The organism is Flavobacterium sp., assembly GCF_031423415.1.
GTDB lineage: Bacteria > Bacteroidota > Bacteroidia > Flavobacteriales > Flavobacteriaceae > Flavobacterium.
In genome coordinates, this window is record NZ_JANPFL010000102.1 from 25,409 (window position 1) to 49,996 (window position 24,588).

Genomic DNA, 24,588 nt, shown 5'->3' on the forward strand with positions numbered 1-24,588 from the left:
TGAATTTTAATGGCGCAAAAATAGGTAAATTCTAAAAAGTAAAATCCAAATCAAGAAGAAATTCCAAATTTAAAAACCCAAATTCCAAAAGCTAGGATTGGGATTTGGGTTTTCGACATTGGAATTTGTAATAATTATCGTTGCATGTTTTTTGCTTCGATACTCATTGTTGCGTGGGGAACAATCAATAATCGTTCTTTGCTGATTAGTTTTCCTGTTACTTTACAAGTTCCGTAGGTTTTGTTTTCTACACGGAAAAGCGCGTTTTTCAGGTCGCGAATGAACTTCTCTTGACGGATGGCCAACTGTGAATTCGCTTCTTTTGACATGGTTTCACTTCCTTCTTCAAATGCTTTGAATGTAGGCGAAGTGTCATCTGTTCCGTTATTCAAATCGTTCATATAAGCACTTTTTATTAAGTCTAAATCGGCTTGTGCTTTGTGTATTTTTTTTATAATAAGCTCTTTAAACTCCGCTAAATCAGCGTCTGAGTATCTTGCAATTTCATCTAGCATATTCAAATTATTTTGTAATTGATATTTTTGTTTTTATCTCGTCAAATTCTATTTCTATACCGTTGTCTATATTTTCTTCAAAAATCAAAATCTCTGTTAATGTTTCTGATTTAATATAGGTTTCATTTGCTTTTACAGCATTTTCCAATTGCTTCGCCTGTTCGCTTTGGATCGGGTCTGGATTTTTTTGCAAATATACTTTAATTTTATCTGTAACCTCAAATCCTGAATCTTTTCTTAAGTTCTGAATTCTATTGACCAATTCTCTGGCAATTCCTTCCTGTTTTAATTCCTCAGAAATAGTGATGTCCAGTGCAACCGTTATCCCGTTTGAGTTAGCAACCAGCCAACCCTCAATATCTTGAGAAAAAATCTCCACATCTTGTAGGGATAAAATTACACTATTTCCTGAAATAACAATGCTTATACTACCTTCCTTGTCCAATTGGTTAATTTGAGCTGACGAAAAACTTTGTATCTCTTTGGCAATCAAACCCATATCTTTTCCAAAACGTGGTCCAAGAGCCTTGAAATTAGGTTTAATTTGCTTTACCAAAATCCCCGAAGCATCGTCTAAAAGCACAATTTCTTTGACGTTAACTTCGGCTTTTATGAGGTCAGAAACCGCCTCAATTTCAGCTCTAAATCGCTCGTCAAGCACCGGAATCATTACCTTTTGCAAGGGTTGACGCACCTTAATCATTTCCTTTTTTCGAAGGGATAAAACGAGTGATGAAACCGTCTGTGCTTTCTGCATTTTGCTCTCTAACGATTTATCAACAAAGTTTTCAACGTATTTTGGAAATTCCGCCAAATGTACAGAGTCAAATTTTTCGTCCCCAAGCGTCGGGATTGTAGCCAAAGTTAAATCTCGGTAAAGCTTGTCCATAAAGAACGGAGCGATTGGCGCACCGAGTTTGCTTATGGTCAATAAACAGGTGTATAAAGTTTGATAAGCTGCTATTTTATCTTGTGCATATTCGCCTTTCCAGAAACGACGACGACACAAACGAACGTACCAGTTACTCAAGTTTTCACTCACAAATTCTGAAATCGCGCGAGCTGCTTTCGTAGGTTCATAATCCGCATACGCTTCATCAACCACTTTAATTAGAGTGTTTAATTCTGATATTATCCATTGGTCAATTTCTGGCCTTTCGTTAATTGGAATTTCATTCTCAGCATAAGTGAAATTGTCAATATTGGCGTACAATGCAAAGAAAGAATACGTGTTGTACAAGGTTCCAAAGAATTTTCGTCGAACCTCAGCAATTCCTTCCAAGTCGAATTTTAAATTGTCCCAAGGATTTGCATTCGAAATCATATACCAACGTGTGGCATCAGGACCATATTCATTTAATGTTTCGAATGGATCGGCTGCATTTCCTAGACGTTTGGACATTTTTTGTCCATTTTTGTCCAAAACCAAACCATTAGAAACCACATTTTTATACGCAACTTTATCAAAAACCAAAGTGGCTATAGCGTGCAAAGTATAAAACCAACCACGGGTTTGATCGACGCCTTCGGCAATAAAATCAGCAGGAAAATCTTTGTTACCATCAATTTTATCTTTGTTTTCAAAAGGATAATGCCATTGTGCATAAGGCATTGAACCCGAATCAAACCAAACGTCAATCAAATCGGATTCGCGTTTCATAGGTTTTCCAGAAGCAGAAACCAAGGTGATTTCATCGACTACATTTTTGTGTAAATCAACCAAATCATAATTGGCTTCGTCCATATTTCCAATTTCAAAACCTTTGAAAGGATTTGCTGCCTGGAAACCTGCCGCAATAGATTTTTCGATTTCGTTGTATAATTCTTCAACAGAACCAACTAGAATTTCTTCTCCCGAATCGTCGGGGCCAGCTTCAGTTCTCCAAATTGGCAACGGAATTCCCCAAAAACGAGAACGTGACAAGTTCCAGTCGTTGGCATTTTTAAGCCAATTCCCGAAACGACCTTCGCCTGTTGACTTTGGTTTCCAATTGATAGTTCCGTTCAGGTCGAACATTCTATCTCGAACTTTGGTGATTTCAATAAACCAAGAATCCAGCGGATAATATAAAATTGGCGTGTCAGTTCTCCAACAATGTGGGTAACTGTGCACGTATTTCTCTACTTTGAACGCTTTATTTTCTTCTTTTAACTGGATTGCAATTTCCACATCCATCGAGCGTTCTGGAACATCACCTTCGGTGTAATATTCGTTTTTTACGTATTTCCCTGAATAACTTCCTAAACCATCGATGAACTTTCCTTGCAAATTTACCAATGGAACCGGGTTTCCGTTTTCGTCTAAAACTAACATTGGCGGAACTTCTGGAATTGCTTCCTTGGCCACTTTTGCATCATCGGCACCAAATGTTGGGGCGGTGTGTACGATTCCTGTTCCGTCTTCGGTGGTAACAAAATCTCCTAAAATTACTCGGAAAGCATTTTCTGGATTTTGATACGGCAAAGTGAATTTCATTAATTGCTCGTAGCGAATTCCAACTAGATCAGCGCCTTTGCATTCTGTCAAGATTTGATAAGGAATTTTTCCCGCCTTGCCGGCAGGCAGGATGTCGCCTTCTTTGAAGTTTTCAAAATCAGAAGCTTCGGTACTTGCAAAAAATCCTTTCGAAAATTGTTTTCCAACTAAATTTTTTGCTAATATCACATTCGATGGACGGAACGTATATTGGTTGAAAGTTTGGACTAAAACATAATCTATTTTTGGCCCAACAGTCAAAGCAGTGTTTGAAGGTAAGGTCCAGGGCGTTGTCGTCCAAGCCAAAATATGAATATCTCCTAAACCTTGAAGAAAACTCGGTAAAGTTTCGTTTAATGATTTGAATTGAGCAACTATTGTGGTATCAGTTACATCACGGTAACTTCCTGGTTGATTCACTTCGTGCGAAGATAGTCCAGTTCCTGCTTTTGGCGAATACGGCTGAATGGTGTAGCCTTTGTAAATCAAATCCTTTTTGTAGATTTGTTTTAAAATCCACCAAACGGTTTCCATATACTTGGATTTGTAGGTGATATATGGATTTTCCATATCGACCCAATATCCCATTTTTTCGGTTAAATCGTTCCACACATCGGTGTAACGCATCACGGTTTTTTTGCAAGCTTCGTTGTATTCTTCTATAGAAATAGTTTTTCCAATATCTTCTTTGATAATACCTAATGCTGCTTCGGTGCCTAATTCTACGGGTAATCCGTGCGTATCCCAACCTGCTTTACGCTTTACTTGGAATCCTTTTTGAGTTTTATATCGGCAAAAAATATCTTTAATCGCGCGAGCCATCACGTGATGGATTCCTGGTAATCCGTTTGCTGAAGGTGGTCCTTCAAAAAATACGAATGGTGGGTTGCCTTCGCGAGTGGTCACACTTTTCTCGAATATGTTTTCTTTTTTCCAAAAATCAAGTACTTCCGACGCCACTGTTGGCAAGTTAAGTCCTTTGTATTCAGTAAATTTTATGCTCATTTTATCCTTTTCTTAAATCGTGGTGCGAAAGTAATAAATAGTTATGAATTATGAGTTATGAGTTATGATTTTTGATTGTTGATTAACGACTCTTGATTTCAGATTTGGTTGGAGTTGGTTTTTGACTTTTGAAATTGATTTTTGAAATTGCTATTGTCATTGATTTTTTTGCGTGAGGGATTGGAACGGCATCCTTTTGTGGAGTGGTAACAGAACAAAAGATATAGTGTAAAGCCCGACCCGAAGTTTTTACGGCGGGTCACGATCAATACTTAAGAAAAAATCTCTTTCAATACGTCCAAAGATTTTGGTTTTCGGAAACCATCGAGATGGAAAGCGTAATAATCAATCAGGATTTTTAAAACGATTTGCCTTTCGATTACGTGAAAGATTTTCTGGTCGTTGTCGAATTTTAAAATAATGAGTTTTTTGAAGAGATTGGTTTCGTGTTCCGTTAATGAATTTATCCCGTGAAATGGTGTAAAAACACCTTCATTGGTGTCGAAAAAAGGAAATTCTATTTCTGAAATATCGGGATAAAAACCAAGATATTTCGTTGTTTCGAGCATTAAAATTAGATGAAAATTAGCCGTCTCGTCGTGAGTGTCGAGCCAAAACAAGGCAGTTTCCAAAAAAGCAAATAGGTGTTCGTTTTTTTCTTCTTCGTGAATGGAATGGTGTAGGATTTCAGAAATAAACATCACAATTGTACTCTTGAAAATATCCGAATGTATGGTTTGAAAAGGTATTGCAATTTTGATTTCCTTGAAGTTTTCTAAAGTCCCTTTGTTTTTATGAACCGCTTCGATTTCGAGAATAGTCAGCGGCTGAAAATAGGCGATTTTCTGGTTGGATTTTCGCGAAGAAAAAGCATCCCGAACAAAATAGGTTTTCAAACCGTGTGATTCAGTAAAGCATTTTACAATCAAGCTTTTATCTTGGTATTTGAGGGAAGAAATGACGATAGCTTTGGTTTTGACTTGCATAGGTCTTGGGTCTTGGGTCTTGGGTGTAGGTTTTGAATTTTCTAAAACCCAAGACCTAGAACCCAGAACCTATCTAATTATCATTACTTTTTTTACTTTAGTTTCTATACCATCTTGAGCTGAAATAAAAATCATATAAACACCCGAAGCGACTTTGTATTTGCCAAAAGCGGTGGTATTCCATTCTATTGTTCCTCCTTCAGAAGTGGTTTCGTAAACTAAATTCCCTTCGATATCGGTGATTTTAATAGTTGCTTTGTTTAATAATCCTGATATTTTTACTGTTCCTTCGTATTCTGGCCGCACTGGATTTGGATAAACAAATACATTGTTTAAATCTTCGTTGGCACCTGTTGCAATTCCTTTGAAAGAAACTAACCCCTTGTTAGTAGCAATAAAAACCTCGCCTGTAATACTGTTTATCTCAATGTCATTAATGATGTTGCTAGGCAATGGCGAATTGGTTTCTGTAAAATGATACTTGGTTTCCTGACCGTTCGGAGAAACCAAAAATACACCCGAATCAGCTGTGCCAATCCATTTATTATTAGCGCCATCGACTACAATATCTGTAATAAATTGTTCATACATTAATTCTTGTGCTAAGCCATCTTCGAGTATAATGATTGGTTTTGTAGTCATTTGTTCTTCAGACAAATAATTGTTGACGTTAGATAAAACCCTTAATCCCTTTGTGGTTCCAATCCAGAGTTGGTTGTTGTTGTCTATGGATGCAACTCTTACATCTGGTGTTGGCAAATTTCCTGTATCTGTCCCCATTGTGATTTTTTTGAAAACATTATTTTTTTCGTTAAACCCAATCAATCCGCTTTCATTGGTTGTGATCCATTTTGTGCTATTTTTATCAATAGTCAACCTACTAAAATTGCTTTTGTTGATATCATCTATAATTTTATCCATAGCATAACTTTTCCACTGTCCACCAGGACTCAAAGATTTTAAGCCGTTTTTTACCAAACTATTAGTAACCCAAAGATTTCCAGACTTGTCAAATGCAGCACCATTTATCCTCACACTAATATAATTTGGAAGAAATGTTAATGTTTCTAATCCACTGTTAGTGTCATCATATAAAGTCACAGGTTTGTCATCTACAATTTTTAATAAGCCATAGAAAAAAGAACTAGCATAAACCTCATTTTCATTTGTTGGATTTACAGTAACTCTAACGAGACATCTTGCCCCTAAAACTTCAGAATCTGGAATATTCAACCATCCTGTTTCGCTATATTTACTTAACCCATAACGCTCTACTGGATTGGGAACGTAAAATAAATCATAATCACCATAAACTGCCCAAAGCGAAGTAGAAGTTATTTGAAGTGCAAAAATATTATTCCGACTTGGCCCTGATGGCATTGTGTTTTCAAAATTAGATGAAGCTGAAATTGTAGTTGTATAAATTCCGTTTTCTTTCGTTCCGATATAAATTTTATCTTCAATGCTGGTGGCGCAAGTAAAATTTATCAAAGTATCAATAATTTGACTGCTATTTATTTGGCGAACAAGAATCATTTGTTTGTTGTAAATAGAAACACTTTTTGGTGTAGTAATTAATAAATAATTTCCTGAAGTCCTCATGTCGACAGCAGGTTGCACAAGTTGTATAAAACCTGCAAAAACGTTTGACACAACATCGTATTTATGGATTAATCCACCACTATTAATTGCAAAAAGTTCTTTGTCAAAAGTTTCTATACTTAACCAACTACCTTTAGCAATTTGTGTCCATTGGTTGAAATCAATTAGATTTTTATTCGCAACGTCTGCTTTTCTAATACCATCTGTTGTTGATGCGTAGATAGAACCATTAAATACGGCTGTTTGAGAAACGCTTATTTCTGCTCCATTGTTGCCAATAAAATAAGTATCTCCAAAAAGATTGGTTGTTAAGTTGAATTGTACAATTCCAAAATCACAAGAAACATATACAATCCCATTATATTCCATAAAATGATTAATTCTTTTTATGTTCGCAGGAAGTTGTTTGTTGATTATGTCAACTACATTAAGCATACTTCCATCGGCTTCGTTAATCACTGTCATTAAGCCATTTTCGTAGCCTACAAGAGTTTTATTAGATGTTGGACTGTAATATAAAGACGCTATAATCTGCCCTGAAAGTCCATCGATGGTGGTTGTGGTTTTAATTTCATTTGTGTTGCTATTTTTTGAAAACAAAGCGTTTTCGGAGGCGCCAAAAATGCTCACTGTCGATTGAGACACATCTCTAATATCGTTATAAGAGAAATAACCTTGCCATAACATACTGTTTTGTGCGAAACCCATTTGCAAAAAGAGAAGAAATACAAGATATAGAAACCCGTTTTTAATCATTTGAATACATATTTCATTGACAAATATAATACAAACGAAAGTAAATGGATTTTGTTACACAAAAAAACCTTCATTTCTAAACTATAATTCAGATTAGAAATGAAGGTCGTATTAAATTTATAAAAGTTCTAAACGACTCCTTGAGCTAGCATAGCATCGGCAACTTTTACAAATCCAGCAATGTTGGCTCCTTTTACGTAATCAACATAGCCCGTTTGATCTGTGCCATATTTCACACACGAGGCATGAATTGCCAACATAATTCCTTTTAATTTTTCGTCAACTTCTTCGGCCGACCAACTTAATCTTAAAGAATTTTGAGACATTTCGAGTCCTGAAGTGGCAACTCCACCAGCATTTGATGCTTTTCCTGGCGCAAATAATATTTTGGCTTTTTGGAAAACATGCACTGCTTCTGGTGTCGTTGGCATATTTGCTCCTTCTGAAATACAAATACAACCATTGGCAACAAGCATCTTGGCTTCTTCTTCGTTTAATTCATTTTGTGTAGCACAAGGCAATGCAATATCGCATTTCACTTCCCAAGGACGTTTTCCTGCCACATATTTAGCATTAGGATATTTATTTAAATAGTCACTAATTCTTCCTCTTAACTCGTTTTTTATTTCCATTATGTAGGCTAATTTAGCCTTGTCAATCCCTTCGGCGTCATAAACATACCCCGCAGAATCTGACATTGTGACCACTTTACCTCCTAATTGAGTTGCTTTTTCTACAGCGTATTGAGCTACGTTCCCAGAACCAGAAACAACAACTGTTTTACCTGAAAAACTATCTCCTTTTGTTAGCAACATACTGTTGGCAAAATACACATTACCATATCCTGTTGCTTCCGGGCGAACTAAAGACCCTCCAAATGAAATTCCCTTTCCGGTTAAAACTCCTGTAAATTCATTTCTAAGTCTTTTGTATTGACCGAACATATATCCTACTTCTCTTCCCCCAACACCAATGTCTCCAGCTGGAACATCGGTATTTGAACCAATGTGTTTGGATAATTCCGTCATAAAAGCTTGGCAAAAACGCATCACTTCGTTATCTGACTTGCCTTTTGGGTCGAAATCTGCCCCACCTTTTCCACCGCCCATTGGCAAAGTCGTTAAACTGTTTTTGAAAGTTTGCTCAAAAGCAAGAAACTTTAAAATACTTAAATTTACGGAAGGATGAAATCGAATACCTCCTTTATAAGGACCAATTGCTGAATTCATCTGGATTCGATACCCTCTATTTACCTGAGTTTCGCCTTTGTCATCAATCCAAACTACTCTAAAAATAATAATTCGATCGGACTCGACCATCCTTTCCAAAAGCATTTTGTTTTGATATTTTTTATTTTCTTCAATAAATGGGATAACGGTTTCAGCAACTTCCATAACGGCTTGCATAAATTCGGGTTCGTTTGGATTTTTTTTTGCAACCAATTCGATAAATGAATCAATACTTTGTGACATAATTTTTAAATTAATAACGCTTTAAGAAAACGTTTTCGTTAGTAATGACAAATATACATTTTATGCGACTATTTTCGTCTCAATTTGAGTTTTCTTAACACCAGAAAGTTGTTTTTATTGATGTTGGAATGATTTTATTTAAAATCAAAACTATTGCTAAAAAAATACAAAAAATCGTATGTTTTGTTTAAATAATAAATAGAATGTCAAACGTTTTATTATATTTACATTTATAATATAAAAAGTAATTTATGTTTTTATATATTTGTCAAAAAGTAATTTTTAGAATGATACCAAAATGTATTGCGTTTTTCTCCTTAGTGATTCTTTTAAGCGTTTCTAATATAGCTCAGGCTCAATTTGGGTTTTCACACGAAATCGGAGCTATTGTAGGACCAGTTGCCTTTCAGTCTGACTATGGCGAAAGACACGATTTATCAACAAACACTGGTAATTCAGGATTTGGAATTGGAATAGTTCACTACATGAATTTCTCCTACACCGCTGACTGTAATTGTTATTCTCCCGAAACTTATTTTAATGACCATTTTAAAATAAGAAGTGAATTGTCATACAATAAAACCAAACTAAATCATTTTGGACAGTGGGTTGAAGGCAAGCCTTCAGAAGGTAAAGAAAAATTAAAAGCGATGAACGGGAGTAGTGCCGTAACCAATATTGGTATGCAGTTAGAATTTTTTCCTTTAAGTATTCGTGACTTTACAGAAACTATTGAAAGCTGGGGACCATTTGTTAGTCTTGGAGCTCAATATAGTTTTTATAATACAAAAGCGCAGTCTGCTTTGGGACCGCTTGGAACACCTTTGACAACTTTTCCTAAATACTTAACTCCAACGGACGACCGCCCTTACGGGTTTTCTTCGGAATCCAGTTCAGTTTTTTCAGTAGTTACAAGTTTAGGAACCCGTTACAAACTTGCTCCTTTATCCGATTTAATGGTCGATTTGAGATTGCAGTATTATTTTTCTGACTGGGTTGATGGTTTAAAACCCAATCCAGATCTTTATAAAGAAAATAAAGCCAATGACTGGTTGGTTTGGTTTAATGTAGGATATATTTATTACTTACCTTAAGCAAAACTAAAAATCCCAACGCTGAAATTGTAAGCACTGGGATTTTTTTAGGATGAAGAATTGCTTAAAGAAACTTTTTTAAACTCATTATAATTCCAATATGAAGTCCTTCGTGAAAATTATTAAAGACCATCGCATCTTCAACGTTTCTTAAAACAAAACCTGTAGAAGTTGGATATTCTTGAAAGTTTTTCAAAATTCGATTGTCATAATCCTCTTTGGTCTTTTCGATAGTAGTAAACAACAAAGACTTAATTTCATCGACTTCGGTCTGAGTAACCTTGTGTTCTGGCCTAGTCCCTTTTTTGTATTTTTCTATCATTTCATCCGAAACAATCATCTGCAATCCCGACAATTTGTAAACCAATAATTGTTGTGTCACCACAACGTGAGCAATATTCCAAATCAAATTATTGCTAAAACTTTCTGGGATTTTGTTGAGTTGTTCTAATGAATGGTTTTCTAGAATTTTCGAAACCAAATTTCTACTTGTTTCTGAAATGGTAAATAGTTGATCCATGTTTATTTAAATTTTCGATAAAAATAATCATTTTCCGTTGTAAATGATTTTTCTTTGCAAAAAGAAATTGCACTTATTATTATGAACAAAATATACTATCTCGCGTCCTGCGATACTTGTCGAAAAATCATCAAATCTTTGCCACAAAACCATAATTTGACATTTCACGATATCAAACAAAACCCAATTACAACAGAAGAATTGGAAGAAATGTATCTACTTTCCGGCAGCTACGAAGCTCTTTTTAGCAAAAAAGCACAACTTTACAAATCAATGGATTTAAAGAATAAATCCTTGACGGAAGCCGATTTTAAAAAACACATTTTGGAACATTATACGTTTTTGAGTCGTCCCGTTTTTATTATTGACGGCAAAATTTACATTGGTAATACCCAGCAAAACATGCTACAAGTGATGAAAGCACTATCGAATGTCTAAAAGAACCCTTGCGCTAATTGCCGCAACAATTGTTTCCATCATTTACGGCCTGACTTTCACCATTGCGAAAGACGTGATGCCAAAATATGTTGATGCATACGGGTTTATAATAATGCGCGTCGGTGGAGCCACAATTTTATTTTGGTTGTCTTGGCTTTTCAGCAGAAATTCGGCTGCAATTCGGGAAGAGCAAATTGACCGTGCCGATTATCCCAGAATAATTTGGGCAGCCTTTTTTGGTGTGGCTTTAAATATGCTTTCTTTTTTCAAAGGATTGAGTTTAACTTCGCCAATTTCAGCGTCGGTGCTTATGGTTTCAACGCCCATAATTGTTCTTGTTCTTTCGGCTATAATTCTCAAAGAACGAATGCAAAAACGAATGGTTTTTGGGATTATTTTGGGATTAATTGGCACTGCTTTTTTGATACTTTATGGAAAATCATCGGCAAACGCCAGTAATCCAAATTTGGGTAATTTTCTGGTTTTCATTAATGCAACCTCCTACGGACTATACTTGGTAATGGTCAAAAAATTGATGCAAAAATACAACCCTTTCAACTTTGCAAAATGGATATATTTGATTGGTTTTATTATGGTTTTGCCTTTTGGTTGGGGAGAATTTGAAGCTATTAATTGGGCTTTAATGCCACCGGAAATGTATTGGAAAATAGGTTTTGTGATCGTTTTTTCAACCTTCGGAACTTATATGCTGAATTTACTTTCGATGCGAGAATTGAAACCCACTACTGTCGCAGTTTTTGTTTATTTACAACCGTTTTTCGCCACGATTTTTGCCATTAGTTTAGGAAAAGATGACCTTACTTTGGTAAAAATTGTTTCAGCAATTTTGATATTTACGGGCGTATATTTGGTAACGCAGAGGCCCCCTAACCCCCAAAGGGGGAATAAATAATGTACAGCTATTCCCCCTTTGGGGTTAGGGGGCTTTTTTTCTTATCTTTGAATTCTTTTAGAAAATGATATGATACAATCAATGACTGGATTCGGCAAAGCAAGCTTGCAATTGCCAACCAAAAAAATTACAGTAGAAGTAAAATCCTTAAACAGTAAAGGTTTAGATTTAAGCGTGCGAATGCCATCGTCTTATCGCGAAATGGAACTGGGTTTACGCAACCAAATCGCCTTGAAACTCGAAAGAGGAAAAATAGATTTTTCGGTTTTTATCGAAAGTACTGCCGAGCAAACTTCCACGAAAGTAAATGTTCCGATTGTGAAAGCCTATATCAGTCAATTACGCGAAGTAAATCCTGATGCCGATGAAACTGAATTAATGAAAATGGCCATCAGAATGCCAGACACAATGAAAACGGAACGGGAAGAAATAGATGAAAATGATTGGTCTGAAATTCGAAAAGTTATTGAAGAATCGTTGCAAAATATTTTGAATTTCCGCAAAGACGAAGGCGAATCTTTAGAAAAGGAATTTCAACTGAGAATTGGCAACATTCGGCAATATATGAACGACGCTTTGGCGCTTGATCCAGAGCGTGTTCAGGCGATAAAAGACCGTTTACAAACTGCGATTTCAGAGTTGAAAGTCAATGTCGATGAAAACCGTTTTGAACAAGAATTGATTTATTACCTTGAAAAATTAGACATCACCGAAGAAAAAGTGCGTTTGACCAATCACCTGGATTATTTCTTGGAAACCATCAATGGAAAAGAAGCTAATGGTCGAAAACTAGGTTTCATTACTCAAGAAATGGGACGCGAAATCAACACAATGGGTTCCAAATCGAATCACGCGCAAATGCAAAAATTAGTCGTGATGATGAAGGACGAATTGGAAAAAATTAAGGAACAGGTTTTGAATGTGTTGTAAATTCAACAGCAAATCACACTAATTATAACAAATTGATTAGTGTAAATTCTTGTAATTCGTGGTTAAAAAAAGATACTGAAATAAATTCAGCATAAAATGAAAAAAGGAAAATTAATAGTGTTTTCGGCACCATCAGGTTCAGGGAAAACCACTATCGTTAGGCATTTATTAAAGCAAGGAGACTTGAACTTAGAGTTTTCGATTTCTGCGGCAACACGGCCAGCTCGCGGTGAAGAAGTAAATGGAAAAGATTATTATTTTATATCACTTTCCGAATTCAAAACTCACATCAAAAACGAAGATTTTGTAGAATGGGAAGAAGTGTATCGAGATAATTTTTACGGCACTTTAAAGAGTGAAGTCGAACGTATTTGGGCGCTAGGAAAAAATGTTATTTTCGACATTGATGTTGCCGGAGGTTTGCGCATCAAACATAAATTCCCAGAAGAAACTTTGGCCGTTTTCGTAAAACCTCCAAGTGTGGACGAACTCAAAAGAAGACTCAAAGAACGCTCGACCGAAAGTGACGAGAAAATCAATATGCGCATTGCAAAAGCCCACGTAGAATTGGCGACAGCTCCGCAATTTGATAAAATTATCAAGAATTATGATTTAAATACCGCCAAAGAAGATGCGTATCAATTGGTAAAAGAATTTGTGAATAATTCAATCTAAGAAAAGCAAAAAGATCTAAAAAAGCAAAAGAATATTTTTTAGATTTTTTACTATTTTAGATTTTTTAGATTTAAAAAATATGAAAATAGGTTTGTATTTCGGAACATTCAACCCCATTCATATTGGGCACATGATTATTGCCAATCACCTAGCTGAATATTCTGGATTAGACCAAATTTGGATGGTTGTAACCCCTCACAATCCGCTAAAAAACAAGCAAACTTTGCTAGACGATTATCAAAGACTACAATTGGTTTTCTTGGCAACCGAAGAGTATCCAAAAATCAAGCCCTCGGATATTGAGTTTAAATTATCACAGCCCAATTATACTGTGAATACTTTGGCTCATTTACAAGACAAATATCCGGAACACGAATTTTCATTGATTATGGGCGAAGACAATCTAAAGTCTTTTCATAAATGGAAAAATTATGAGATTATATTAGAAAACCATGATGTTTATGTGTATCCACGCATTTCATTGGAAACAGACACAAACCAAAATTTAGCCTTTCAAAACCACCCGAAAATTCATAATATTGCTGCTCCAATTGTAGAAATATCATCGACCTTTATTCGAGAAAACATCAAAAAAAATAAAAATGTTCGGCCGCTTTTACCTGAAAAGGTCTGGGAATATATTGACCACAATAATTTATACAAGAAGTAATAAAATTTGAGAAATCAAAGTAGTAATACCGATTAGCAATTAAAAAAAGTCCAATTCATTGTACTCCATATATTGTTTATCGGAATTAACCATTATAAAATTGGTATAATTTCCTAACTTTATTCCAATAAAAAAGGTGAAATTTCTTTCACCTTTTTTGCCCCAAATCTACCATAAACTTAACCTACTAAAATTATGGTAAATCAAATATATATTCATTTACTATTTTAAACAATTTTTTTAGATGAAATACTAAAATACCCGATTAAATACTAAAACACCAACATATTAATACGCTCTGGCATCTTTTCCCTCATAAAAATTCATAAACGCCTTGTTTACAACCCGATTCCCTCCAGGTGTTGGATAATCTCCGGTAAAGTACCAATCGCCTAAATTCTTAGGGCACGCGATATGTAAATTCTCAACCGTTTGGAAAATAATTTTAACTTCGGCATTAATTTCTGGCGAACTTAAAAGTTCTGCGATTTTATTAGAAATTTCTTGTGGTTGGAATGGCGCATAGATTTCGGTGACAAAATTTACGACTTCGGAATCTTGAAGGAATTCTTGTTGCTTACATTTGGCATATACTTCATCAACGATATGATATAAGTTTTTGTCTTTCAAAAGTTCTAAAGCGGCTCTAAAAGCAACTAGTCCTTCTAATTTAGCCATATCAATTCCATAACAATCAGGATACCGAATTTGTGGTGCCGATGAAACGACAACGATACTTTTGGGTTTCAAACGATCCATCATTTTGATGATACTCATTTTTAACGTAGTTCCTCGAACAATACTATCGTCTATAATTACCAAATTATCGGTTGGTTTTATCACACCATAAGTTACATCATAAACGTGAGCAACTAAATCATCACGACTACTGTCTTCAGTAATAAAAGTTCTCAATTTAGCATCTTTGATAGCTACTTTTTCGGTACGAATCTTTACAGCTAGTATTTCTTCGAGTTTTTCTCGGGTTAATTTTTTTCTATTTTCAAGAATATAGTTGTTTTTCCTTTGATTCAGGAAATCCTGAGCGGCTTCAATCATTCCGTAGAAAGAAGTTTCGGCAGTATTTGGAATATAGGAGAAAACGGTGTTGTCTGTATCATCATCAATAGCTTCGAGAACTGCAGGAAGTATTAATTTTCCTAATTTCTTTCGTTCCTGATAAATTTCGGCATCACTTCCTCTCGAGAAATATATTCTCTCGAAAGAACACGCTTTTTTTATAGTAGGTGTAAGAATTTCTTCTTGGGTTACTTTTCCGTTTTTCTTGATGATTAATGCGTTTCCCGGCTGAAGTTCCTGTACTCTATCGAAATCTATATTGAAAACCGTTTGAATCACAGGTCTTTCAGAAGCAACTACTACAATTTCGTCATCTTCATAAAAATAAGCCGGACGAATTCCTGCTGGATCTCGAAAAACAAAGGCGTCGCCGTGACCTAAAAGTCCTGCCATAGCGTAACCCCCATCTAAATTTTTAGAAGCTCTTTTTAAAATTCTAGCAATGTCTAATTTTTCGGCGATTACTGGCGATGCCTCTCTTTTGTTCAAACCGTTATTTTTGCATTCTTGATACAAATCAGTAACGGCATTGTCTAAAAAATGACCTATTTTTTCCATAACTGTCACCGTATCCCTCATTTCTTTTGGATGCTGTCCTAAATCGATAAGGTTTTGAAAAAGTTCGGTTACATTGGTCATATTGAAATTTCCTGCCAAGATTAGATTTCGGTGCATCCAGTTATTTTGACGTAAAAAGGGATGAACATTTTCAATACTATTTTTCCCGAAAGTTCCGTAGCGAACATGACCTAAGAACAATTCACCTATGTAAGGAATATTCTTTTTTTGCAAGGCTACATCATCTGCATATTCAGGATGCGATGCCAATTCGTCATTAACCCTTTCATTTATTTGAGCAAAAACATCTTGAATAGGCTGTGCGGCATTCGAACGGACTCTACTAATATAACGTTCTCCTGGTTCTACATCGAGTTTGATACTGGCAAAACCTGCACCATCTTGACCTCGATTGTGCTGCTTTTCCATCAAGAGATACATTTTTTGTATTCCATAAAAAGCCGTTCCGTATTTTTCTTTGTAGAATTCCAACGGTTTTTTTAATCTTAAAAGGGCAATGCCACATTCGTGTTTAATTGCGTCGCTCATTGTGTTGTTGTAATTTAGTTGTGTTGTTGTAATTACCGAAAATTCGTAAATTAATTTTGATTTGTTTCGAAATAAAATTTGCGAATTTGGGTTTTCAAAATAAAAAAAGCCCCGAAATATCGAGGCAAGTTTTTATATTTCTATATCAAATTGAGTTAAGGATTTGAATTGTTGCAATCTAGCAATCACTTCATCTTTTTCTAAATGCACCATCCTTTCCGTTCCAAATTTCTCTACACAAAAGGAAGCCAAATTAGATCCATAGATTATGGCGCTTTTCATATTTTCGAAAGATGCGTTTTCGCTTTGTGTAATATATCCTGCAAATCCTCCTGCAAATGTGTCTCCAGCTCCTGTTGGGTCAAAAACTTCTTCTAATGGCAAAGCAGGTGCAAAGAAAATTTTATGATCGTGAAACAACAAAGCGCCGTGTTCTCCTTTTTTAATCACTACATATTTTGGCCCCATTGAGTGGATTTTTGCGGCTGCTTTTACTAATGAATATTCTCCTGATAATTGTCTGGCTTCTTCATCGTTAATGGTAATAACGTCTATGCGTTTTATCACATTCAATAATTCTGGTAAAGCACAATCCATCCAAAAATTCATAGTGTCCAGCACTACTAATTTAGGTTTCACATCCATTTGGTCTAGAACGCTACTTTGTACTAGTGGATGCAAGTTTCCTAACATCACGACATCGGCATTTTTGAAATTCTTTGGTACTTTTGGTTGAAAATCAGCCAATACATTCAACTCAGTTGCCAATGTATCTCTGGTATTCAAATCGTTGTGATACAAACCACTCCAAAAGAAGGTTTTTCCACCTTTGACCACTTCAATACCTGAAATATCTATGTTTTTATTAGTCAATAAATCTAAATATTCTTGTGGAAAATCATCGCCAACTACAGAAACAATAGCAGATTGAAGATTAAAATTAGAAGCCGAAAGTCCGATATAAGTTCCAGCGCCACCTAATATTTTATCTGTTTTGCCAAAAGGCGTTTCAATAGCGTCGAAAGCAACGGTTCCAACAATAAGTAATTTGTTCATATTGTAAAATTCGAATTAAGCGGCAAAGATACATTTTTAGTTTAGAAGTTTAAAATGGTTTTAAGGGTTTAAAAGTTTTCATAAAAAAGAAATTTTTGGTTGCACCGAAATACATAGAGTATATGAACTTGTCTTGTATACTTAACTTAGTGACATTGGCATAGAGCTAGACTTTGCATTTATTTTTGGTTGCGGTATTAGTTGGTAGTGCGTTTGGGATTGACTAATACCAATTGATTCATTTAAGTACTCAAAAAGCTTGTTTTGGATGTGGTTTTTATGATAACTCAAAATTAGAAATGCTTGTAAATACTGGCTTGGACGCTGAAATATGCTAATGGAGGACGAAATATGCAAACGGACGCTGTTATTTTTGAAATGGACGGTGTAAATGATGAAACGGACGTTGTTTTTTTTGAAAAGGACTCTGAAATATGCCAATGGACACTGCTTTTTTTGAAAAGTACCTTACTAATTATCAAAGGGATTTTGTTAATGACCATTCCCACACTATCGGTTTACAGCGAAAGTTCGAGAGTGGTTTAATTATTTTTGTTGATTGAGAAAAAGACAGTTTCAGTGGGCTTATGCGCTTGTTCGATAGCCAATAGTATTCTTTTTGTATAGCCGAAACGAGGGTAAATGTGAATTTCGTTCAAATTCTTTTCTAATAATAGCGGTGTAACTATAATTTTATCCTAGTAAAAATTTGTTGAAATAATTATTTAAACGTCACGCCTTAGCGTTAAGTGCAATTAGTTTTGTCCTAAATTTAAAAACGATTATTATTGGAAATGCTACAAAAGCTTTTGATTATTTATGAATTTATACCGATTGCTTTTGATAGAAGTATTTCTTTATTGAATAAACTCTGACATTCTATAGAAGTATCTCAGCCACTTTCGGTTGCTGATATTTTTAACTTTGAAATTAGCAATAATTATGAACCTAAATTGCGAAAATCGGTGGGTTTTGGGAATTAATATTTAATCGAAATTCTGATAAAAAATATTTAACTTTAACAAAAAAATAAACAATGAATAGTATGTATTATAACAGAAAAATTTGCAACTCTTTATCAAATTTAATTGAAGATAAAGGTGAATTAAGGTGGCTATTTGATTTTGTCAAAAACCATAATGAATTAGATTTTTTAATAGTTAAAAATAAATCAAAAGAATGCATATCAATTTATCGAGGGCTTACAAAAATTATATCTATCTCACAAAAAAATAATACAACTATTTTTATAGATTCAACCAATACATATAAAAAATTAGTACCAAGCCTTTATGGCTTTAAAAACATTAATGAGAACTTCCAAAATGAAATCGTAAATTTAATTACTCAAATTGATAGCAATATTAATTTTAACAGATATTATAAAAACAAGAAAGAAGGATATTTTCAGAATGAATTATCAAGAAAATTTGGTATTCGTGGAAATACTGATACAGATTTTGTAATTATTGATAAAGAAGCCGTGATTGGACATTCTAGCACAATAGAAAAGAATAATCTATTTAAAAACATTAAAAAAAAATATAAATGCTTGCAAAGAGATATATCAATCCTCGACGCTAAGCGTTACGGAAAGGATTTAGAAAAAAAAACAATTGGGGACGAACTTGATTTTTTAGCATTAGATAAAGATGGTAATATCTTATTAATTGAATATAAGCACGGTAGTGGCAACACTAAAGGCATATACCTCGGCCCTCTGCAAATAGGAATGTACTACGATATTTTCACAAATTTTCCAAAAATTGAATTAGAAACGGCGGTTTTTGAAATGTTAGAGCAAAAACAAAAAATAGGTTTAATAAATCCGAAATGGAAAAAACCAAATTCAATTAAAGAAATAATTCCTGTTTTAATTGTTTCAGAATTCAATTACAAAAGTTCAGCGAAGACAAAATTTGATGAAATTTTGCAATTTTCAAGGAAGCAACTTGGTGCAAGTTTTTTAAATAATCTTCAAACATTTAATTATACCGTTAAAAACGGCTTATCAAATTGGTAATTTATGAACCTAACCATCCACAGAGGAACTAATGAAATCGGTGGTTCTTGCATTGAAGTTCAATCCGGAAACAGTCGAATATTGCTTGATTTTGGTATGCCTTTACTAAATGCTAGTGGCAAGCCTTTCAACTTTAGAGAATACGAGAATTTATCGGTAAACGAACTCATTAGTAAAAGTATTTTGCCGGATGTTAAAGAAGCCTATTCTGAAAACTCAAAAATAGATGGTTTGATTATTTCACATTCTCACGCCGATCATTACGGATTAATGCACTACTTGGATAAGGATATTCCTGTTTGGATTGGGAAAGCTACTCACGAAATTTTGAAATTGAATAATATCTTTCTGAGTCAGGAAAACAATATTGAAAATCCTAATTATTTTGAAAGATGGAGACAATTTCAAATCGGTGATTTTACGATTACTCCCTATTGGAACGACCATTCTGCTTTTGATGCGTATTCTTTTTTAATTGAAGCAAACGGTAAAAAACTATTCTATTCCGGAGATTTCAGGTCGCACGGACGCAAGAAAGAAGTGTATAAGAATTTTATTGAAAACCCTCCAAAAGATGTTGATTGTTTGATAATGGAAGGTACTACAATTGGTAGAAATACAATAAAATCAAAAACAGAAGAGGACATAGAAAATGATTTTTTTGAATGTTTCAAAAACTCAACTTCCATAAATTATGTGTTTACTTCAACACAAAATATTGATAGATTGGTTTCGATTTATAAAGCCTGTCTGAAAGCAGGAAAAACTTTTGTAGTAGATGTTTACGGAGCACAACTTTTAGAAAAACTTTCCGAATTTGCAAAACTTCCTTCGCTATTAAAAGGCTATCCAAATATGGGCGTTTACTTTTATTGGAAGCTAACAACAAAATTGATGCATTACGGATTTGAAAAGATGGCTTATAAATACATTCCCAAGAAAATTAAGAAAGACGATATTATAAGCAATCCTTCGGATTATGTTCTTTTGGTCAGGACATCAATGATTTGGGATTTAAAAAGAATGAATGTTAAGGATGGAAATCTTATTTATTCGATGTGGTCAGGATACAAAGACCAATCTAAAACCAAAGAATTTATTGATTTTTTTGAAGGGAATAATTGTACTGTAATTGATATGCACACCAGCGGACACGCTGACGTAGAAACATTAAGAGAATATGCTAACGCCATAAATCCTAAATTAATAATTCCGATACACACCAACAATAAGCAAGACTATAAAAGTATTTTCGACCAACCTATTTTAGAACTTGACGATAATCAAATCTATACTATCTAATTAAAAACATCTTAAAAACAACAGCTATGATAAGAAATATTTACTGCCAAGACGCAAGTTTAGCCGCAATGTTTGCAAAACAAAAGAAAAACGGCACTTGGGATATTTTTAGAATATCAGAAATATTTGGAATGGGTTCAGCCGATTACAAAATAAAAGTTTTTGATTTTGAAATCTCTAATTTGGTTATACTAAATAGTACTATTGGAATATCTTACGTATGTGTAAAAAAAGACCAAAATTGGTGCCTATTAGAAATTAAAGCCAATGGTACGATTGAATGTGAATGGAAAATGATTTCGGAATTTACATTTCCTACCGTTGATAAAATGCTGTCTGATTATAAGATTAATCAACTTGATTTTAATTCTTAAATTCATCAATCAAAATAAATTATGTCCAAAAAACAATTTCTAAAACGATATTCACTCATCATCAACAAACTGCGAAAAAGTGCCAGTTCTTTTGAAGAAATTCAAAAGTATTTGGAAGAACAATCCATCAATGACGAGGAGAATTATGCGATTTCCATTCGTACGTTTCAAAGAGAAATTAAAGAAATTGCTACAACTCATAACATCGAAATAAAATATTTTCGATCTGAAAATGTGTATAAAATTATTGATGATTGCAACGATGAAAGAAACGAGCGTTTGATGGAAAGTTTAGAGATTATTGAAGCGCTAAAAATTTCGAGTACTTTATCGAATCGCCTTATTTTTGAAAAGAGAAAAACATCGGAAACCAATATTTTGAGTTATCTGATGGAAGCAATTAAAAACAGAAACGAAATACATTTTTCATACATAAATTATTGGTCAGAGGAATCCGCTGATTCTAAAAGAAAAGTGCAGCCTTTAGGCTTGAAAGAAGCAAAAAATCGTTGGTATTTGATTGCTAAAGATTTAAAAGACAATCGTACTAAAACATTCGGTTTGGATAGAATTTCAAATTTGGAAATCAAAAACATAACATTCGAGTATCCTGTAAACTTTAATCCAGAAGATATGTTTAGTCATAGTTTCGGTATTATGAGTGAAGACAATAAAAAACCTCAAAAAATAATTTTGTCTTTTTCGAAAAAACAAGAAAATTATATCAAATCTTTAGCTTTGCACCATTCGCAAAAGGAATTAATAAACAATGAAAAGGAATATCGGATTGAATTATTTCTGCAACCAACCTACGATTTTGTGATGGAATTAATGTCAATCGGCGCGGAAGTAAAAGTATTGGAACCCGAAAGTCTAAAAAAGGAAATGATTGAAAAACTGGAAGCGACATTAAAAAGATATAAGTAATATCCGTCTTTTTAAAGTTCATTGTAAAAGTTTTACCAAGTCCATAATTTCAATGCAAACAGTCAAAATCAATCTTCACGGGGAAAGTTGGACTCTTAAAAAGGTTGAGTGTAGCGAAGAGGATTTGAATGCCTGTATGAAAGTGGCGTCTAAAATGAAACTTCCCTTGGTAAAGGCTCTATTAGATCCTTTTTTTTATTATTACCTCAAAAGACCTTCTTTTCCATCGGTGGAGCATTTACCCGGCATAAAAATTAGTGGTTTATTAGATAATCCTAAAAATCAAATTGAAATTTTATTGGATGGGAAGAAAATCAGTAAACTCCACATCAAAGATTTAAACCAAGAACAATTGCTTTTTCCGCTATACAATGTTCATAAAACTGAAATTACAGAAAAATACAGTCCCGGAATTTATGTTGAACAAAAAGCGATTGGATTTATTGCCAGCTATGAAATAAAAGTGGATGATTTTACTATTGATGATTTACAATTCCATTTAGTGCAATTCAATGACAAACAATTATTGCAAAAACCTACCTATCAAAATAAAAATTTCCTTTTCAGAAAGAAGGAAACCTTGCTGATTTACCAAAATAGTTTTGAAGTTTTGTAGCGATAAATGAGAGATTATTGATACATTTTTACTCCATTGAATTACATAAAAACACTCGAATTGACGTTAAGTTTACAACAAATATCACTCAATTTTTCTGAACCTCGAAGGTTTTCTTTTTCCGCTCAAAACACCTAAAATTGTGATCGTGTTTCCTTTAAGTTTGAAAACAATTTGCCAAGTTTTATAAAGTGCTTCTCTGTAAATTTTAGATTTGGTTGGGATATTTTCGCATTCGGCATAAATAGTTGGATTCGTAATGATTTTATTCATTGTGGCATTTATGCCGATGGATACTTTAATGGCATTTAATGGTTGCTTTTGTTTTATGGCAATATAATCAAGGATTTTCCTTAAATCAGTGAAATATTTGTCTTTAACAATTAAATTATAAGCTTCTTGATTCTCTGAATTTCTAATTCCCATTTTTCATTGAAAGTTTCTAATGACATTGTTGGCGATTTTTCGGCTTCGTCAATCCATTGCAAAAATTCTTCTTGAGTCATTTCTTGCTCGTCGTTGTCATTTTCGAAATCAATAAAAACTTTTAAGGGTTTGCCAACAAGGTTATTTGGAATCTCAAAAGATAGATTCACAATGTTGTTTTTTGGGGTTACAGTTTGCTCTATCATAATATGGAATTTAAACAAATTTACAAATTAAATCATCGGTACAACAACTTCTCATCTTCTTTCTCATAAAAAACATATCCGGAAAGCTCGTTTTGACTAGAGGCAAAAACCGCCAATTCATCGCAACGTTCGTTTTGAGGGTTACTTTCTTCCAAAATCAGCGGGGATTTCACCCCATGCTTTAGTTTCCCATTTTATTATCTTGTTTTCAAAGCTGTTTTCTTTTAACCATTTATCAGCTCTTCTCAACAATTCAAAAGAATCTTTGTTTAGTTCTGACTCCTTATGATTAGTTGCGTGGCGCTTACTTTTAATCCATCCTACAGCTATTTTACTATCTGAATATATAGGTCTTTTATCTCCATTTGATTTCATTAAAGCAAGGGCATGAACTAAAGCTAAATATTCTCCTATATTATTTGTGGAATCTAAAAATGGACCTTTTCGGAATATAATTTTACCTGTAAAAAAGTCTACACCCTGATATTCCATTGGTCCAGGAACACCTTGACAAGCAGCATCAACAGTCATAGAGTTCTTAATTGGCTTACCTATCAATTTTAATTCTTCTTCAGATAAAGAGGAAAAGAATGTGTCCTTTCCCCAATAATTTTCGGGGCCTTCTGCAAAAGCTTCCGTCGCTTTCTTATAAGTTGGAAAACCTTTGTATTTAGCTTTTGAATAACCATTTATTTGAAGTTGGCATTCTTTCCAAGTTTCATAAATACCAGGGTTAAATCCATTCCAAACAACAAAAATTTTTTTCCCCTTTTTGCTCATATAAAATTTTATTTCTTATTTAAAATATCTTCAACTACACTAGGAAAATATTTTTGTTCCAATTCGTGGATTTTTTCGGCTACGACTTCTGGTGTGTCGGTAATTAATACCGTCACCTTTTTTTGAAAAATAATACTTCCTTCGTCATAATTTTCATTGACGTAATGAATAGAGATTCCCGTTTCTTTTTCCTTGTTTTCTACAACAGATTTATGTACGTTCATTCCATACATGCCTTTTCCGCCGTATTTTGGTAATAATGCTGGATGTATATTTATTATAGAATTGGAGTAGGATTCGACGATTGATTCAGGGAATTTTAATAAAAATCCGGCGAGAACTATCAAATCCGGCTGAATTGCATTTAATTTTTGTAAGACATTACCTGAATATAATTCTTCTTTAGAGAAAATTTCAGTCGGAATTTGAAAGTTCTTGGCCCTTTCAATCACTTTTGCATTTGGGTTATTGGTAAACACAGAAACGACACTTGCTGTAGTTGTATTTTTAAAGTATTTTATAATGTTTTCAGCATTAGTACCCGATCCGGAAGCGAAAATTACTATTTTCTTCATATCTAAAGTGATTTCAAGGATACAAAAAAAAGAATAAATATTGATAATAAATAACATTATGAAG

The 24,588-nt window shown here is 34.0% G+C and carries 25 protein-coding genes; 12 read left to right on the forward strand and 13 right to left on the reverse strand.

Features of this window, described 5'->3' with window-relative positions; translation table 11 throughout:
* Positions 1–134: 134 nt before the first annotated feature.
* The 5 genes from RMO83_RS09035 to gdhA form a co-directional block, all read right to left on the reverse strand.
* The gene (locus tag RMO83_RS09035) at positions 135–515 is read right to left on the reverse strand and encodes a TraR/DksA C4-type zinc finger protein (RefSeq protein ID WP_310559354.1); all 381 of its coding nucleotides are present in this window, start codon (positions 513–515) and stop codon (positions 135–137) included.
* A gap of 7 nt (positions 516–522) precedes the next feature.
* On the reverse strand, positions 523–3,996 hold the full coding sequence (ileS, locus tag RMO83_RS09040) for an isoleucine--tRNA ligase (RefSeq protein WP_310559355.1): 3,474 nt from the start codon (positions 3,994–3,996) through the stop codon (positions 523–525).
* Between the two features lie 272 nt (positions 3,997–4,268).
* Positions 4,269–4,982: a DNA repair protein RecO gene (gene recO, locus RMO83_RS09045; RefSeq protein WP_310559356.1), complete on the reverse strand. Its 714-nt coding sequence runs from the start codon at positions 4,980–4,982 to the stop codon at positions 4,269–4,271.
* A 69-nt stretch (positions 4,983–5,051) separates the two neighbouring features.
* Positions 5,052–7,292 carry a T9SS type A sorting domain-containing protein gene (locus RMO83_RS09050; RefSeq protein ID WP_310559357.1) on the reverse strand — a complete coding sequence of 747 codons (2,241 nt, stop codon included), beginning with the start codon at positions 7,290–7,292 and terminating at the stop codon, positions 5,052–5,054.
* Between the two features lie 176 nt (positions 7,293–7,468).
* Positions 7,469–8,812: an NADP-specific glutamate dehydrogenase gene (gene gdhA / locus RMO83_RS09055; RefSeq protein ID WP_310559358.1), complete on the reverse strand. Its 1,344-nt coding sequence runs from the start codon at positions 8,810–8,812 to the stop codon at positions 7,469–7,471.
* A 287-nt stretch (positions 8,813–9,099) separates the two neighbouring features.
* Here gdhA and RMO83_RS09060 point away from each other — a divergent pair, with 287 nt between their 5' ends.
* A complete protein-coding gene (locus tag RMO83_RS09060) occupies positions 9,100–9,906 on the forward strand; it encodes a THC0290_0291 family protein (RefSeq protein WP_310559359.1) in 807 nt (268 codons plus the stop codon).
* A gap of 64 nt (positions 9,907–9,970) precedes the next feature.
* On the opposite strand, the gene RMO83_RS09065 is transcribed toward RMO83_RS09060, so the two are convergent.
* Positions 9,971–10,426, reverse strand: a complete 456-nt coding sequence (locus RMO83_RS09065; protein WP_310559360.1) for a DinB family protein — start codon at positions 10,424–10,426, stop codon at positions 9,971–9,973.
* Positions 10,427–10,507: 81 nt separating this feature from the next.
* On the opposite strand from RMO83_RS09065, the gene RMO83_RS09070 reads away from it, so the two are divergent.
* From RMO83_RS09070 to nadD, 5 genes are all read left to right on the forward strand, one after another.
* Positions 10,508–10,864, forward strand: a complete 357-nt coding sequence (locus RMO83_RS09070; protein WP_310559361.1) for an ArsC/Spx/MgsR family protein — start codon at positions 10,508–10,510, stop codon at positions 10,862–10,864.
* Positions 10,857–11,777: a DMT family transporter gene (locus RMO83_RS09075; protein ID WP_310559362.1), complete on the forward strand. Its 921-nt coding sequence runs from the start codon at positions 10,857–10,859 to the stop codon at positions 11,775–11,777. Before RMO83_RS09070 ends, RMO83_RS09075 begins: the two co-directional genes overlap by 8 nt.
* A gap of 69 nt (positions 11,778–11,846) precedes the next feature.
* Complete coding sequence (locus tag RMO83_RS09080; protein WP_310559363.1) at positions 11,847–12,707, forward strand: YicC/YloC family endoribonuclease; 861 nt, start codon at positions 11,847–11,849, stop codon at positions 12,705–12,707.
* Positions 12,708–12,803: 96 nt separating this feature from the next.
* On the forward strand, positions 12,804–13,382 hold the full coding sequence (gmk, locus tag RMO83_RS09085; RefSeq protein WP_310559364.1) for a guanylate kinase: 579 nt from the start codon (positions 12,804–12,806) through the stop codon (positions 13,380–13,382).
* Positions 13,383–13,461: 79 nt separating this feature from the next.
* The gene (nadD, locus tag RMO83_RS09090; RefSeq protein WP_310559365.1) at positions 13,462–14,052 is read left to right on the forward strand and encodes a nicotinate (nicotinamide) nucleotide adenylyltransferase; all 591 of its coding nucleotides are present in this window, start codon (positions 13,462–13,464) and stop codon (positions 14,050–14,052) included.
* 288 nt (positions 14,053–14,340) lie between these two features.
* On the opposite strand, the gene RMO83_RS09095 is transcribed toward nadD, so the two are convergent.
* Complete coding sequence (locus RMO83_RS09095; RefSeq protein WP_310559366.1) at positions 14,341–16,239, reverse strand: amidophosphoribosyltransferase; 1,899 nt, start codon at positions 16,237–16,239, stop codon at positions 14,341–14,343.
* A gap of 132 nt (positions 16,240–16,371) precedes the next feature.
* On the reverse strand, positions 16,372–17,295 hold the full coding sequence (locus tag RMO83_RS09100; RefSeq protein WP_310559367.1) for a PfkB family carbohydrate kinase: 924 nt from the start codon (positions 17,293–17,295) through the stop codon (positions 16,372–16,374).
* A gap of 351 nt (positions 17,296–17,646) precedes the next feature.
* On the opposite strand from RMO83_RS09100, the gene RMO83_RS09105 reads away from it, so the two are divergent.
* From RMO83_RS09105 to RMO83_RS09130, 6 genes are all read left to right on the forward strand, one after another.
* The gene (locus tag RMO83_RS09105) at positions 17,647–17,841 is read left to right on the forward strand and encodes a hypothetical protein (RefSeq protein ID WP_310559368.1); all 195 of its coding nucleotides are present in this window, start codon (positions 17,647–17,649) and stop codon (positions 17,839–17,841) included.
* A gap of 490 nt (positions 17,842–18,331) precedes the next feature.
* On the forward strand, positions 18,332–19,318 hold the full coding sequence (locus RMO83_RS09110; protein ID WP_310559369.1) for a hypothetical protein: 987 nt from the start codon (positions 18,332–18,334) through the stop codon (positions 19,316–19,318).
* A 3-nt stretch (positions 19,319–19,321) separates the two neighbouring features.
* Complete coding sequence (locus tag RMO83_RS09115; protein ID WP_310559370.1) at positions 19,322–20,620, forward strand: MBL fold metallo-hydrolase; 1,299 nt, start codon at positions 19,322–19,324, stop codon at positions 20,618–20,620.
* A 26-nt stretch (positions 20,621–20,646) separates the two neighbouring features.
* A complete protein-coding gene (locus tag RMO83_RS09120) occupies positions 20,647–20,994 on the forward strand; it encodes a hypothetical protein (RefSeq protein WP_310559371.1) in 348 nt (115 codons plus the stop codon).
* A gap of 21 nt (positions 20,995–21,015) precedes the next feature.
* Positions 21,016–21,921, forward strand: coding sequence for a WYL domain-containing protein (locus RMO83_RS09125; RefSeq protein WP_310559372.1), 906 nt, complete (start codon positions 21,016–21,018; stop codon positions 21,919–21,921).
* Positions 21,922–21,973: 52 nt separating this feature from the next.
* Positions 21,974–22,537: a hypothetical protein gene (locus RMO83_RS09130; protein ID WP_310559373.1), complete on the forward strand. Its 564-nt coding sequence runs from the start codon at positions 21,974–21,976 to the stop codon at positions 22,535–22,537.
* Positions 22,538–22,621: 84 nt separating this feature from the next.
* On the opposite strand, the gene RMO83_RS09135 is transcribed toward RMO83_RS09130, so the two are convergent.
* From RMO83_RS09135 to purN, 5 genes are read right to left on the reverse strand one after another with little or no spacing between them, the layout of a single operon-like run.
* Positions 22,622–22,963, reverse strand: coding sequence for a type II toxin-antitoxin system RelE/ParE family toxin (locus RMO83_RS09135; protein ID WP_310559374.1), 342 nt, complete (start codon positions 22,961–22,963; stop codon positions 22,622–22,624).
* A complete protein-coding gene (locus tag RMO83_RS09140; RefSeq protein ID WP_310559375.1) occupies positions 22,921–23,169 on the reverse strand; it encodes a hypothetical protein in 249 nt (82 codons plus the stop codon). The genes RMO83_RS09135 and RMO83_RS09140 overlap by 43 nt, the downstream gene beginning before the upstream one ends.
* A 32-nt stretch (positions 23,170–23,201) precedes the next feature.
* Positions 23,202–23,324 (reverse strand): hypothetical protein, encoded by a 123-nt coding sequence (locus RMO83_RS09145; protein WP_310559376.1) that lies wholly within the window; start codon positions 23,322–23,324, stop codon positions 23,202–23,204.
* Positions 23,311–23,949 (reverse strand): ribonuclease H family protein, encoded by a 639-nt coding sequence (locus RMO83_RS09150; RefSeq protein WP_310559377.1) that lies wholly within the window; start codon positions 23,947–23,949, stop codon positions 23,311–23,313. Before RMO83_RS09150 ends, RMO83_RS09145 begins: the two co-directional genes overlap by 14 nt.
* Positions 23,950–23,957: 8 nt before the next feature.
* Positions 23,958–24,524 carry a phosphoribosylglycinamide formyltransferase gene (purN, locus tag RMO83_RS09155; protein ID WP_310559378.1) on the reverse strand — a complete coding sequence of 189 codons (567 nt, stop codon included), beginning with the start codon at positions 24,522–24,524 and terminating at the stop codon, positions 23,958–23,960.
* Positions 24,525–24,588: the final 64 nt, after the last annotated feature.

Coding starts and splice junctions, on each gene's coding strand:
- RMO83_RS09065 (WP_310559360.1), bottom strand. CDS start 10,426: ATGGATCAACTATTTACCATTTCAGAAACAAGTAGAAATTTGGTTTCG.
- RMO83_RS09075 (WP_310559362.1), top strand. CDS start 10,857: ATGTCTAAAAGAACCCTTGCGCTAATTGCCGCAACAATTGTTTCCATC.
- RMO83_RS09130 (WP_310559373.1), top strand. CDS start 21,974: ATGCAAACAGTCAAAATCAATCTTCACGGGGAAAGTTGGACTCTTAAA.
- RMO83_RS09060 (WP_310559359.1), top strand. CDS start 9,100: ATGATACCAAAATGTATTGCGTTTTTCTCCTTAGTGATTCTTTTAAGC.
- RMO83_RS09150 (WP_310559377.1), bottom strand. CDS start 23,949: ATGAGCAAAAAGGGGAAAAAAATTTTTGTTGTTTGGAATGGATTTAAC.
- RMO83_RS09080 (WP_310559363.1), top strand. CDS start 11,847: ATGATACAATCAATGACTGGATTCGGCAAAGCAAGCTTGCAATTGCCA.
- RMO83_RS09135 (WP_310559374.1), bottom strand. CDS start 22,963: ATGGGAATTAGAAATTCAGAGAATCAAGAAGCTTATAATTTAATTGTT.
- RMO83_RS09095 (WP_310559366.1), bottom strand. CDS start 16,239: ATGAGCGACGCAATTAAACACGAATGTGGCATTGCCCTTTTAAGATTA.
- recO (WP_310559356.1), bottom strand. CDS start 4,982: ATGCAAGTCAAAACCAAAGCTATCGTCATTTCTTCCCTCAAATACCAA.
- RMO83_RS09100 (WP_310559367.1), bottom strand. CDS start 17,295: ATGAACAAATTACTTATTGTTGGAACCGTTGCTTTCGACGCTATTGAA.
- RMO83_RS09115 (WP_310559370.1), top strand. CDS start 19,322: ATGAACCTAACCATCCACAGAGGAACTAATGAAATCGGTGGTTCTTGC.
- gdhA (WP_310559358.1), bottom strand. CDS start 8,812: ATGTCACAAAGTATTGATTCATTTATCGAATTGGTTGCAAAAAAAAAT.
- gmk (WP_310559364.1), top strand. CDS start 12,804: ATGAAAAAAGGAAAATTAATAGTGTTTTCGGCACCATCAGGTTCAGGG.
- purN (WP_310559378.1), bottom strand. CDS start 24,524: ATGAAGAAAATAGTAATTTTCGCTTCCGGATCGGGTACTAATGCTGAA.
- RMO83_RS09140 (WP_310559375.1), bottom strand. CDS start 23,169: ATGATAGAGCAAACTGTAACCCCAAAAAACAACATTGTGAATCTATCT.
- RMO83_RS09125 (WP_310559372.1), top strand. CDS start 21,016: ATGTCCAAAAAACAATTTCTAAAACGATATTCACTCATCATCAACAAA.
- RMO83_RS09120 (WP_310559371.1), top strand. CDS start 20,647: ATGATAAGAAATATTTACTGCCAAGACGCAAGTTTAGCCGCAATGTTT.
- RMO83_RS09110 (WP_310559369.1), top strand. CDS start 18,332: ATGAATAGTATGTATTATAACAGAAAAATTTGCAACTCTTTATCAAAT.
- nadD (WP_310559365.1), top strand. CDS start 13,462: ATGAAAATAGGTTTGTATTTCGGAACATTCAACCCCATTCATATTGGG.
- RMO83_RS09070 (WP_310559361.1), top strand. CDS start 10,508: ATGAACAAAATATACTATCTCGCGTCCTGCGATACTTGTCGAAAAATC.
- ileS (WP_310559355.1), bottom strand. CDS start 3,996: ATGAGCATAAAATTTACTGAATACAAAGGACTTAACTTGCCAACAGTG.
- RMO83_RS09050 (WP_310559357.1), bottom strand. CDS start 7,292: ATGGGTTTCGCACAAAACAGTATGTTATGGCAAGGTTATTTCTCTTAT.
- RMO83_RS09105 (WP_310559368.1), top strand. CDS start 17,647: ATGCAAACGGACGCTGTTATTTTTGAAATGGACGGTGTAAATGATGAA.
- RMO83_RS09035 (WP_310559354.1), bottom strand. CDS start 515: ATGCTAGATGAAATTGCAAGATACTCAGACGCTGATTTAGCGGAGTTT.